Source organism: Streptomyces sp. NPDC058632 (assembly GCF_042717095.1).
GTDB lineage: Bacteria > Actinomycetota > Actinomycetes > Streptomycetales > Streptomycetaceae > Streptomyces.
On record NZ_JBHXQZ010000152.1, the window covers coordinates 1 to 11,230 of the forward strand.

Sequence of the window (11,230 nt, forward strand, 5' to 3'; positions counted from 1 at the left end):
GCGAACGCCCCGTGCTCCGGCACGATCGTCGGCCGCTCCTGGTGACGGGGGCCGCGCCGGCCTCGCCGGGAAGGGTGACGGCCGCGACGGACAGGCCCACGGCCGCAACTCCGAGCACGGTGAGCAGTCGGGCGGGGCGAGTCGGTCGGGTGATGCGCATCCTCAACATTCTTCTTGCGGGCTGTTGCCCTGATTGGGCCGGGCCGGACCGACGAGACGGGCCCGACTCCGGCAAGGAACGCAGTGCACAACCAAGTTGCACGCAAACAGGTTTCCCCATCCTTTTTGGTCGCCGCCACTCGTGAACCGGCGCGCAGGGCCCCTCGTAGGGAGCAGTGACGCCCGGGCACACAGAGGCCCTTGCCGGTCGTCAGCCCTGCTGGGCGGTGTGGCGGCAACCAGCGGGGCGGCGGGGCAGGCCCTCTGCTCCGCCGGCCGCGTTTTCACCCGGTCCACCGCCGTCCGGGCGGCGTGGGCACGGGACGGGGCATGTCGGCGAGCAGCGCGCCGCGGACGAGTTCGCAGGAGAAGGCGTACGCGGCCGGCAGCGACGGGCCGCCGGTCCCCTGCCAGGTCATCAGCCCGGCGTCGGCGGCGTCCTCCAGCGCTCGCAGTACGGCGGCGAGGGGCAACTCGCAGGCGCGTGCCAGGAATCGTGCCTCGACCGGGCCGGACAGGACCGCCGTCTCCACGACGCGCCGGGCGTCGGGCGACAGTGCCGCCAGCCGGGCGCGGACCTCGCACCGGACCACGTGCGGCATCCGTACCGCAGTGCCGGCGGACGGGCCTGCCGACGCATCGAGGAGTTCGGTGAGGTAGGAGGCGTTGCCCCCGGTCAGGGCGTGGAGCCGGACCGCCTCGGCGGACGGCGGGGCGGAGGCGCCGGGCAGATCCGGCCCGCTCGGGCACCACGCACGCGGCCCGGCGTCCGGACCGGGCCCTTCGTCCACGCCCAGGGCGCCGCCGGTCCGGGAACGCCCCGCCCGGCCCGTGCCCCTTGCCCCTTGCCCGCAGCAGCTCTTCGACGTCGGCGACGTCGAGCGGTCCCACCTCGATGAGCCGGGTTCCGCTCCGGGCCAGTCGTGCCTGGAACCCGGCGACCGCGGGGTCACGGCTTTCCGTGACCGCGCACACCACCATGAGCGGGGCCTCACGTGGCACGTCCGCGTGGGCCGCCAGCGCCTCCAGGTCCTCGGGCGGCGCGCCCTGGATGTCGTCGACGAGGCACAGCACGGGCTCCACGTGCCGGGCGGGGCCCGGTTCGGCCCGTGATTCCCGCAGGACGCGCAGGGCCGCGCCGCCGTGCCCGGCCGCGCCCTCCGGCGTCGTATGCCGCGGATACCGGTCGTGGACCACGACCGACCCCGCGGCGCGGGCCGTCCGGCCGAACTCACGCAGCAGCCACGACTTCCCGGCCCCGGTGGCGCCGTGCAGCACGGCCCATACGGTGCGACCCGCCCTGGCCCGTGCCAACAGTTCCTCCAGAACGGCCAGTTGACGACTCCGGCCGGTCAGGGGCGGAGCCGGTGCCGGGGTGACCGACCGTTTCACAGCGCGTGGGCCGGCGCCGGGCGCGGTACCGGCCGGCTCCTGGTACAGCAGCGCCAGATGGGTCTGCCGCAGCTGGGGCCCGGGATCGGTTCCCAGGGTGTCCGCCAAGGTACGGCGCACCGTCTCGTACCGCTGGAGCGCCTCCGCGGTACGGCCGGCCGCCTGCAGGGCGTGCAGCAGCGTCACCCAGGACGTCTCGCGCAGCGGGTTCTCGCCGATGAGATCCTCGGAGGCCGCCACCGCCTGCTCGGCCCGTCCCTCGCCGAGCAGCAGGCGAGCCCACAAGTCCCTTGCCGAACAATGTAGTTCGGTCAGCCGGTCGGCCTCCTGCCGGGCGAAGAGGTACCCCTGGGCGTCGGCGTAGGGCTGCCCCCGCCACAGTGCCAGGGCCCGCTCGACCGTCTGGCGTGCGTGGTCGGCACGGCCTTCGTCGGCCAGGCGGTGAGCGTGCTCGACGGCCTCCTCGAACAGCATGGTGTCGCGGCGGTCGGGGGCGACCCGCAGGACGTATCCGGCGGAGGTACTGGCCAGGAGGGAGGATGTCCGCCCCGCGGAGGGCTCCTCCAGCACGGACCGCAGTCGGCTGATGTGCGCGTGCACCGAGGAAGCGGCCGAGGAGGGCGGCCTGCCGTTCCACAGGTCGTCGCAGATGCGCCCCACACTCACCGGGCGGCAGTCCTCCATGAGCAGCCGCAGCAGCAGGGCGCGGCGCTGCGGCGGCCGAGGTCGAGGTGTCCGCGGCCTCCTCTCGCCTCCAGCGGCCCGAGCACGCCGAAGAACGGGGCGGACGGCACCCCGTCGTCCCGCCGGTGCCCGCTGCCGCGGCCGGCGACGACGCGGAGGCCGGACGGCCGCGTCCCCGCGCCGGGACCGGTCGTAACCTGCGTCGGCGCGTCCCACGGCAGGTGTCCGACGGTCATCGTTTCCCTCCCCGGCCGTCGGCGGTGTACGAGGAGGGCCGGCCCGTGGGGTCCCGCTCCACGAGGGCCTCGGCCCGTTCTCCGACGTCCCTCAGCACCGCCTTGCTGCCGTCGGCCGTCCGGTGGTGGCCCGACCAGCGGTACCAGCAGAGGCCGGGCACGTACCGGACGCCGTGACGGTGGCGGTCGGGGAGGACTTCGGCGGGGCCCCGGTTGCTGATGCCGTCGGGCACCGGCCCGTGGCCGTCGGCGCGACCGGTCCTCGGCGCCGGACCCCCGGTGCCGTCGATCCCGCGTTGCCCGAACGGTTCGTCGGCCTCCGCGACGGCCCAGGTCGTCAGGATGGGGGGCGGCGTTCTCGTCGAGATCGGAGAAGAGCGTTTCCACGGTGTGGATCACCCAGCGGGCGTCCAGCCGGCCCGCGGTGGTGGCGACGGCCTGGCCCGGTGGCGAGGCCCTTGCCGTACGGGGAGGCACGCAGGCGGCGGCGCTCCTGAAGGACCTCCGGGCCGCCGCGGCGGTGGACCGCGCCGTTCACGCCGCCCCCGCCGAGCAGCGAGGAGTCGGCCGCGTTGACGATGGCGTCGACGCGTTCACGGGTGAGGCCGCCCCTGGGCGAGGGTGGCGGTGGTCACGGCTGCCGCAGCCTCCTCCAGACGGCCTTGGCCGCGTTGTGCCCGGACATGCCGTGCACGCCGGGGCCGGGCGGGGTGGCCGACGAACAGATGAACACGGCCGGATGCGGGGTGGCGTACGGGAACAGGGACAGGCGGGGCCGCAACAGGAGTTGGAGGCCGCTGGCCGCGCCGGAGCCGATGTCGCCGCCGACGTAGTTGGCGTTGCGGGCGGCGATTTCGGGCGGGCCGGCGGTGGCGCGGGCCAGGACGCGGTCGCGGAACCCGGGCGCGAAGCGCTCCAGTTGGCGTTCCACGGCATCGGTCAGGTCGCCGGACCAGCCGTTCGGGACGTGCCCGTAGGCCCAGAAGACCTGCTTGCCGGCCGGGGCACGGGTGGGGTCGGCGACGCCGGGCTGCACGGTGATGAGGAACGGCGGATCGGGGGCGCGGCCCTCCCGGGAGGCGGCGCGCAGGGCGGCGCCGATCTCGGCGCTGTCCGCGCCGATCTGCACGGTGGAGGCCCTGCGGGCCTCGGGCGCGGTCCACGGCACCGGGCCGTCCAGCGCGTAGTCGATCTTGAAGACGCCGGGGCCGTAGCGGTAGTTCGCGTAGTGGTTGCCGAGGCCGGCGATGCGGGCGAGGGCGGTGGGCGAGGTGTCGAAGACGTACGCGCGGGCCGGCGGCAGGTCGTCGAGGCGCTTGACGTCGTAGTCGGTGTGGACGGCGCCGCCGAGGTCCTTCAGGTAGGCGGCGAGGGCGTCCGAGATGGCCTGGGAGCCGCCGCGGGCGACGGGCCAGCCGCGGGCGTGCGCGGCGAGGGCGAAGACCAGACCGACGGCGCCGGTGGCGAAGCCGCCGAGGGGCGCCATCACATGGGCGACGAGCCCGGCGAACAGGGCCCTGGCCCGCTCGTCGCGGAAGCGGCGCGTCAGCCAGGTGGAGGGCTGCAGTCCGACGAGGCCGAAGCGGGCCAGGCCGACCGGGTCGCGGGGCAGCGCGGTGAGCGGCAGGGACATGAAGTCGCGGACCAGGGTGTCCCACCGGGGCAGGAAGGGCTCGACCAGGCGGCGGTACGCTCCGGCGTCGCGCGGGCCGAAACTGGCGGCCGTCTCACCGACCGACCGGGACAGCACGGCCGCCGTGCCGTCGAGGAAGGGGTGGGCCATGGGCAGGTCCGCGTGCAGCCACTCGAGGCCGTAGCGTTCCAGCGGGAGGGCACGGAACGCGGGCGAGTTGATGCCCAGCGGGTGGGCCGCGGAGCACGGGTCGTGCCGGAAGCCGGGCAGGGTCAGCTCCTCGGTGCGGGCGCCGCCCCCGACGGTGCCCTTCGCCTCGAACAGGGCGACGGAGAAGCCGCGCCGGGCCAGCTCCGCGGCGGCGGTCAGTCCGTTCGGCCCCGCGCCCACCACGACCACATCGAGCATCGACACCACCTTCGGAACCCCTTCGTCGGCCGACGGCAACCGGAGGCGACCAGAGCGATCAGGGGCCACCGGGAGACTCAGGATCAGGATATGCCGGGGCGCCGGCGCTCCCCCGGCCCCGCCCCCGGGCAGCATCCGCCCGGTGACACCGTGCCCGGTACCGGCGCGGCGGACCTGGAGGTCAGGCTCCGCCCGACAGCAGCCCCGCCACCCGGCGGGCCGTGGCCTCGTCGCGGGCCGCGGTGAAGGGGAGGTCGTTGCCGCCGGTGATGCGGAAGCGTTCGCCGGCGCGGGTCAGGTGGGCGCCGCCCGCCTCCTCGACGAGGAGCAGGCCCGCCGCGTGGTCCCAGGCCGCTTCCCAGGTGAAGGCGATGGCGTCGGATTCGCCGCGGGCGATGGCCAGGTACTCCAGTCCGGCCGAACCGCAGGCGCGGGGGGCCACGCCGTCCGTCCCGAGGGCGAGCAGGGAGCGCTTCTGGCCGTCCGTCGTGAAGTCCGGGTGGGAGGTGGCCACGCGCAGGTCACGGCCGGTCTCCGGAGAGCCCGCGTGCAGCCGCGCGCCGTCGAGGAAGGCGCCCTGTCCCCGTACGGCCGTGGCGAGCTGCTCGCGGGCCGGGGCGAACGTCCAGGAAGCGTGGACGACTCCGCCCAGTGCCAGGGCGACCAGGGTGCAGAACCCGTCGTCGCCGTGCACGAACTGCCGGGTGCCGTCGACCGGGTCGACGATCCACACCGGCGCCTCGCCGCGTATTGCCTCGTAGGACGCCGGGTTGGCGTGCACCGCCTCCTCGCCCACCACGACCGACCCGGGCAGCAGGGTGGGCAGCACCTCGGTGAGGTACAGCTCGGCCTGCCGGTCGGCGTCGGTCACCAGGTCGTGCGGGCCGGACTTGCGGTCGACCTCGTGGTCGGCGAGCCGGCGCCAGCGCGGCATGATTTCCTGGGCGGCGGCCTTGCGGACGGCTTCCTCCACGTCGATGGCGCGCCCGGCGAGAAACTCTTCGATGGTTTCGTTGTGCTCGATCATGCCCTCCATGAGACCACGCGCCACTGACAAACCCCGCCCGTCCGGTGCACTCCCGGCGATATCCGCATGAACAAGGGGACCCGGGGCGAGGTCAGCGGCCCACCGCGTAGCCCTGCATGCCGCGCGGGTTCGCCGCCGCCGAGAGCACGCCCGTGGCCGGGTCCCGCGCGACCGCGCACAGCCTGCCCTCCGACCACGCCTCGCCGACCGTCACCGCATGCCCCCGGCGCCGCAGCTCCCGCACCACCGCCGGGTCCGTGCGGGACTCCACGGTGACGCTGCCGGGGCGCATGCCGCGCGGGTAGAAGGAGCCGGGAAAGCTGTCGTTGTGCCAGTTCGGGGCGTCGATCGCGCCTTGGAGGTCGAGCCCGCCGCGTACCGGGCCGCGCAGCGCGACGGCGAGGAAGAAGTGCAGCTGCCACTGGTCCTGCTGGTCCCCGCCGGGCGTGCCGAACGCCATCACCGGCACCCCGTCCCGCAGGGCGACGGACGGTGTGAGAGTGGTCCGGGGCCGACGTCCCGGGGTGAGCGTGTTGGGCAGTCCGTCCTCCAGCCAGGTCATCTGGAGCCGGGTGCCGAGGGGGAAGCCGAGTTCGGGCACGACCGGGTTGGACTGGAGCCAGCCGCCGCTCGGGGTGGCCGCGACCATGTTGCCCCAGCGGTCGACGACGTCCAGGTGGCAGGTGTCGCCGCGGGTGGCCCTGTCGCCGGAGACCTCCGGTTCGCCCGGCACGGGGGACGTGGGGTGCTTGGCGACCGTCGGCTCGCCCACCCCGAGCGCTCCGGCCCCCCTCGCGCAGGGGCCGCCCGCGCCGACGGCCGCCACCCGCGCGTGCGCGCACAGGCGCGGGGCGCGCCCACCGGGGCTGCCGGGCCGCAGCACCTGGGAGGCCCGGGGTCCGACGCGGGTGCGCCGCTCGGCGTTGTACTCCGCCGACAGGAGGTCGTCGAGCGGCACCTCGGCCGCGTCCCCGTACCAGGCCTCCCGGTCGGCCATGGCGAGTTTGCTGCCCTCGATGAGCAGGTGCGTGTAGTCGGCGGAGCCGTACGGGGGCAGTTCCGGCGGGAGCAGGGCGAGTTGCTGGAGCAGCACGGGCCCCTGGCTCCAGGGGCCCGCCTTGCACACCGTCCAGCCGTTCCAGTCGTACGTCGCCGGGGCCTCGTACGTCGCCGACCAGCCGGCGAGGTCGGCGGCCGTCAGCGTGCCGGTGCGGTGCTCGCCGCTGGTGTCCAGGGTGGGCCGGCCGGCCTGCCGGACCAGGGCCTCGGCGATGAAGCCGGTGCGCCACACCTCACGCGCGGCGTCGATCCGCGCCTCCCGGCCGCCCGCGCCGGCGACCTCGTCCAGCAGCCGCCGCCAGGTGGCGGCGAGGGCGGGGTTGCGCAGCAGCTCGCCGGGGCGGGGCGCACGGCCACCGGGCAGGTACACCCGCGCCGACGAGGTCCACTCCGTCTCGAACAGTTCCCGTACGGTCTCGACGGCCCGGCCGACGTTCTCCACGGGCGCGTGCCCGTGTTCGGCGTATCCGATGGCGTACTGGAGGACGTCGGCCAGGGACCGGGTGCCGTGGTCGCGCAGCAGGAGCATCCAGGCGTCGAAGGCGCCGGGCACGGCGGCGGCGAGCGGTCCGGTGCCCGGGACGAGGTCCAGGCCGAGCGCCCGGTAGTGGGCGGCACTCGCCCCGGCCGGTGCGACGCCCTGCCCGCACAGCACCCGCACCTCGCCGTCCGCGGGCGCCAGCAGGATGGGCACCTCGCCGGCGGGTCCGTTGAGATGCGGCTCGACGACGTGCAGCACGAAGGCGCCCGCCACGGCCGCGTCGTACGCGTTCCCGCCGCCCTCCAGGACGGCCATGGCCGACTGGGACGCCAGCCAGTGCGTGGACGACACCATGCCGAAGGTGCCCTGAAGGGTGGGGCGGGTGGTGAACATACGGCCTCTCACCTCACTGTTCTTCCGCGTCGGCCGGTCCCGACACGGCTGGGAACGGGCTCTGGGGAGAATCCGGGACTTCGGGCCGGACCCTTCGCCACCCCGTTCCCCCAGCAGGCTATCGATCGCCTCGTGTCCCTTGGGTGTCCGTACCTGACGAGGGATGTGAAGGTCCCTCCTCCCGCAGGCGGTCTCCTCGGCCCCCTCGGCCCCCTGCGGACCGGGGCCCGCCGGGGCGTGCGGGTCCTGCACACGGACGACGCCGCCCGGGCCCACCAGCTGGCCGTGCACTCGGGCCGGGCCCGCGGCGCCTTCGGTCTCGCGGCCGACCCCGTGGTCGACAGCGACCTCCTCGCCGAGATACCCGGCGTGCGCCCGCTCCCGCTGCCCCGTACGGCGGCCCGGTCCGTCATCGCCGCCGCGCGGGGACTCCGTCTCCTTCCCGCCTCGCCCCACCTCTTCGACGCGGTACTGCGGCTGCCCCTGATGGACTGCTACTGCTCCCGCGCCCGCACGGGGCTGGGCCGGCGACCGCAGTGCGCCGCCACGGAGGTACTGCGGGAGTTCCTGGACGGGGTGCGGCACGGTGTGGGCACCGACACCGCGCCCCTGCGGGGGCGCAGGGGCGGCTGAAGGCACGGAGACCTCGTCCCGCGCGGGCCACGGGGCCGCTGCCCCGGGAGGCTCACTCCCGGGGCAGCAGCGGTCCCAGCGGCCCGAGGTCGAGGTTCAGGTCCTCCGGCCGCAGACCGTACCGGTCGCGCAGCTCGGTCATGCGGTCGTCGAGGAGCATCAGGGTGAGCCCGATCCGCTCCTCCTGCTCCTCGCTCAGGTCTCCCTCGTCGACGCGGCGCAGGGCCTGACGCTCCATGAGCTGACGCAGCAGCTCCACCACGGTCAGCACCAGCTTGATCAGGTCCCGCTCGACCGTGTCGGGTTCGAGGTCGAGACTCTTGCGGCGGTCGGTCACATCAATCTCCGAACGGGGACGGAACGTTGCGGTTGACCGAGCTGATCAGCGCGTTGAGATCGATGCGGACCAGGTCGACGTCCGCGATGCGCAGCGTGACGTCGCCGGTGATGACGACTCCGCCGGCCAGCAGCCGGTCGAGCAGGTCCACGAGGGCGATCTCACGGCGTTCGACGACCGTCATGCTCCCTCCCCCGCGGTGTCCGCGCCGGCGGTTTCCTCACCGGCGAAGGAATAGGCCGCCCACGGGCCGGTGAGTTCCACACGCATTCCGGGGCTGTCGTCCTTCGTACGGTCCACCATCTCCACGAACTCCTCGGAAACGTCCCGCCGCACCAGATAGGCGGCGTTGAGGACGTTCTGGCCGGAGGCACCGGAGAGGCCGGGATTCTGCGGCGCGTGCAGCCGCGCGTCGTCGGCCCGGGAGGACAGCGTCTCGTGCAGGCGTGTCGCGAACTGTTCGGCCCTGGACCACAGGTCCTCGTTCGCCCGCGTCCGCATGCGCCGCTGCCGCAGGTAGTCCCGGCCCGAGGCGGGCTTTTCCATGGGCTTCGCCGGGGCCGCCGACCGCTCGGGCTCCTTCTCGACGTATACCTTGACGCCCCACTCCACGCGCCCGTCCAGCCTGTCCAGCGTGCGCCGGAAGGTTTCGGCGCGCTCCTCCATCATCGCCCGTACGCCGTCGTCGTCCCGGAAGACGGTCGCCAGCCGGAGCGGCAGGGGGGTGGTGACGGTGGTCAGCGTGTCGATGACCTCCTGGTGGGCCCGCGCGGTCCCGGCGAGCCAGTCCAGGTCCTCCAGGCGGGCCCGCAACGCCTCCTCGGAGAAGTCGTCCTCGGACACCTGGCTGACCACGGCGACCAGGTCCTGGTGGTTCAGCAGCCGGGGCGGGTCGCCCGCGACCCCGGCCGGCGGACCCGGGAGGGGCACGTCGAGGGGACGGCAGACCGCGTAGACGTAGCGCAGCCCTGTCATGATGCCTCCCTCGGTACGCGCCCCGCGTCCAGTTCGCGCAGGCGTTCACGCAACTCGGCGTTCTCCCGGGTCAGTTCGTCGTGCCGGGCGCGCGAGGAGAGCGCGGGGTCGCTCTCCCACCAGTCGATGCCCATTTCCTTGGCCTTGTCGACGGAGGCGACGATGAGCCGCAGTTTGATGGTGAGCAGCTCGATGTCGAGCAGGTTGATCCGGATGTCGCCCGCGATGACGACTCCCTTGTCGAGCACCCGTTCCAGGATGTCGGCGAGGTTGGCACTCTGTCCCTGGCCATAGGAGTCGGGCAGTCGGCTGGGGGTGGTCATCGACGGCTCCCGCGGTCGGCGTCCTCGTCCGCGTCCTCGTCACGGGGCGCGTCCTCGTCCTCGAGGGCTTCCTTGTCCTCCTCGTACTGGCCCTCGGGCTCTTCCTCGTACTCGCCCTCGGGTTCCTCCTCGTACTCGGCCTCCGGTTCCTCCTCGTACTCGGCCTCGGGCTCCTCCTCGTACTCGGCCTCCGCATCGCCCTCCTCCTCGGCGTACGGAGCTTCCTCGTCGTCCTCGGGTGCCTCTTCCGCCTCGAGCTCCTCGCTCTCCTGCTCCTCCGCGACGGCGTCCTCGTGGCTGCGGACGACCTCGCCGTCGCGGATCTCGCCGCGCCAGCCGTCGTCCGCCTCGCCCTTGAGGGTGATGTGGCGGACGTAGTTCTTCAGGTCGAGGCGGGCCCGGCGGCCCTGGGCGCGCCAGATGTTGCCGGTCTTCTCGAACAGGCCCTTGGGGTAGTACTCGATGACCAGGATCACGCGGGTGAGGCTGTCGGCGAGCCGGTGGAAACTGACGACGCCCTTGGTCGTGCCCTTGGCACCCTCCGACGTCCAGGAGATCCGGTCGTCGGGTACCTGCTCGGTGGTCTTCGCCTTCCAGCTGCGGTTGGACCAGAAGACCTTCATCTGCCAGTCGGACGACGTGTCGTCGGCGCGGTTCGCGCTCTTGACACCCTTGGCGAAGGTGCTGAAGTCCTGGTACTGGGTCCACTGGTCGTAGGCCGTGCGCAGCGGTACGCCGACGTCGGCGTACTCGATGATGACGGTCGGCTTCTGCCCCCCGCCGCCCTTGCGCCTGCCCTTGCCGCCGGTGAGGTTCTTGACGGCGCCGACCACGTTGTCCTTCACCTTGGAGGCGCCGGCCTCGAACGCGGCCCGCGCCGGGCTCTTGCCCTCGGCGAGCTTGCGGCCGCCGTCGAGGGCGAGCTTGGCGAAGCCGGGGCTGTTGCCCTCGGCTATGTCGTTGAGCTTGCCGGTGGTCTCGCCGAGCTTGCGGCCGGCGCCGGTCAGCAACCGCTGGGCCTGGGCGGCGAGGTAGTCCTGGACCTCCGACTTGAGACGGTCGGCCGCCTCGCTCCTGGCCACGTCGGTGAGCGGGTTCTTCTTCGCCGCGCCGCCCGCCGTGGAGGCCGCGGAACCGAGCGTGCCGGTCATCGCTCACCACCGCCCTTCGACTGCCGGTCTCCGGCCCCTCGGGCGGCGCTCCCTGCCCCGGCCGTCTTCTTGGCGGCCGTCTTCTTGGCGGGCTGCGCCCGTTTGGCCGCCGCCTTCTTCGCGGGCGCCGCGGTCTTCTTCGCGGCCCGCTCGCGTCGCGGCCCGCGTCGTTCCTCGCGCCGCTCGTCGCGTCGGCCGGGCTGCTCCTGCTCGTCCTCGTACCCCGCGCGGGGGGACGCGGACCACCCCGCCCACGGGGTGGCGGGGGGGGGGGGGGTGCGGGGGGGGGGCGTGCGCGGGAGGGAAAAACAAAAACAAACCCCCCACACCAAAAAGATT

General features: G+C 74.0%; 12 protein-coding genes and 3 pseudogenes. 2 read left to right on the forward strand and 13 right to left on the reverse strand.

Going from position 1 to position 11,230, the window contains the following annotated elements; genetic code table 11:
- Nucleotides 1-443: 443 nt before the first annotated feature.
- A complete protein-coding gene (locus ACFWVE_RS33745; protein WP_384022701.1) occupies nt 444-950 on the reverse strand; it encodes a hypothetical protein in 507 nt (168 codons plus the stop codon).
- A gap of 40 nt (nt 951-990) precedes the next feature.
- Between ACFWVE_RS33745 and ACFWVE_RS33750 the strand changes: the two genes are divergently transcribed.
- Nucleotides 991-1,272: a hypothetical protein gene (locus tag ACFWVE_RS33750; protein ID WP_384022704.1), complete on the forward strand. Its 282-nt coding sequence runs from the start codon at nt 991-993 to the stop codon at nt 1,270-1,272.
- 69 nt (nt 1,273-1,341) lie between these two features.
- On the opposite strand, the pseudogene ACFWVE_RS33755 reads toward ACFWVE_RS33750, so the two are convergent.
- From ACFWVE_RS33755 to ACFWVE_RS33785, 7 genes and pseudogenes are all read right to left on the reverse strand, one after another.
- Nucleotides 1,342-2,235 (reverse strand): annotated as a pseudogene (locus ACFWVE_RS33755) (BTAD domain-containing putative transcriptional regulator); the annotation flags it as partial.
- Complete coding sequence (locus tag ACFWVE_RS33760; RefSeq protein ID WP_384022707.1) at nt 2,214-2,471, reverse strand: hypothetical protein; 258 nt, start codon at nt 2,469-2,471, stop codon at nt 2,214-2,216. The gene ACFWVE_RS33760 and the pseudogene ACFWVE_RS33755, both read right to left, overlap by 22 nt.
- Nucleotides 2,468-2,704 (reverse strand): hypothetical protein, encoded by a 237-nt coding sequence (locus ACFWVE_RS33765; RefSeq protein WP_384022710.1) that lies wholly within the window; start codon nt 2,702-2,704, stop codon nt 2,468-2,470. Before ACFWVE_RS33765 ends, ACFWVE_RS33760 begins: the two co-directional genes overlap by 4 nt.
- 115 nt (nt 2,705-2,819) lie before the next feature.
- Nucleotides 2,820-3,106: pseudogene (locus tag ACFWVE_RS33770) on the reverse strand (macro domain-containing protein); the annotation flags it as partial.
- Nucleotides 3,103-4,512 (reverse strand): phytoene desaturase family protein, encoded by a 1,410-nt coding sequence (locus ACFWVE_RS33775; RefSeq protein WP_384022679.1) that lies wholly within the window; start codon nt 4,510-4,512, stop codon nt 3,103-3,105. The pseudogene ACFWVE_RS33770 and the gene ACFWVE_RS33775, both read right to left, overlap by 4 nt.
- A gap of 181 nt (nt 4,513-4,693) precedes the next feature.
- Complete coding sequence (locus ACFWVE_RS33780) at nt 4,694-5,539, reverse strand: inositol monophosphatase family protein (protein WP_384022682.1); 846 nt, start codon at nt 5,537-5,539, stop codon at nt 4,694-4,696.
- A 91-nt stretch (nt 5,540-5,630) separates the two neighbouring features.
- A complete protein-coding gene (locus ACFWVE_RS33785) occupies nt 5,631-7,472 on the reverse strand; it encodes a gamma-glutamyltransferase family protein (protein ID WP_384022685.1) in 1,842 nt (613 codons plus the stop codon).
- 237 nt (nt 7,473-7,709) lie between these two features.
- Here ACFWVE_RS33785 and ACFWVE_RS33790 point away from each other — a divergent pair.
- Nucleotides 7,710-8,105 (forward strand): annotated as a pseudogene (locus tag ACFWVE_RS33790) (NAD-dependent epimerase); the annotation flags it as partial.
- A 52-nt stretch (nt 8,106-8,157) separates the two neighbouring features.
- Here the strand turns inward: ACFWVE_RS33790 and ACFWVE_RS33795 are convergent.
- From ACFWVE_RS33795 to ACFWVE_RS33815, 5 genes are read right to left on the reverse strand one after another with little or no spacing between them, the layout of a single operon-like run.
- Nucleotides 8,158-8,442: a gas vesicle protein K gene (locus ACFWVE_RS33795; RefSeq protein ID WP_384022689.1), complete on the reverse strand. Its 285-nt coding sequence runs from the start codon at nt 8,440-8,442 to the stop codon at nt 8,158-8,160.
- Between the two features lies 1 nt (nt 8,443).
- Nucleotides 8,444-8,626 (reverse strand): gas vesicle protein, encoded by a 183-nt coding sequence (locus ACFWVE_RS33800; protein WP_003972471.1) that lies wholly within the window; start codon nt 8,624-8,626, stop codon nt 8,444-8,446.
- Nucleotides 8,623-9,417 carry a GvpL/GvpF family gas vesicle protein gene (locus ACFWVE_RS33805; protein ID WP_384022692.1) on the reverse strand — a complete coding sequence of 265 codons (795 nt, stop codon included), beginning with the start codon at nt 9,415-9,417 and terminating at the stop codon, nt 8,623-8,625. The genes ACFWVE_RS33800 and ACFWVE_RS33805 overlap by 4 nt, the downstream gene beginning before the upstream one ends.
- Nucleotides 9,414-9,740, reverse strand: a complete 327-nt coding sequence (locus tag ACFWVE_RS33810; RefSeq protein ID WP_384022695.1) for a gas vesicle protein — start codon at nt 9,738-9,740, stop codon at nt 9,414-9,416. Before ACFWVE_RS33810 ends, ACFWVE_RS33805 begins: the two co-directional genes overlap by 4 nt.
- On the reverse strand, nt 9,737-10,891 hold the full coding sequence (locus ACFWVE_RS33815; RefSeq protein ID WP_384022698.1) for an SRPBCC family protein: 1,155 nt from the start codon (nt 10,889-10,891) through the stop codon (nt 9,737-9,739). Before ACFWVE_RS33815 ends, ACFWVE_RS33810 begins: the two co-directional genes overlap by 4 nt.
- Nucleotides 10,892-11,230 lie beyond the last annotated feature (339 nt).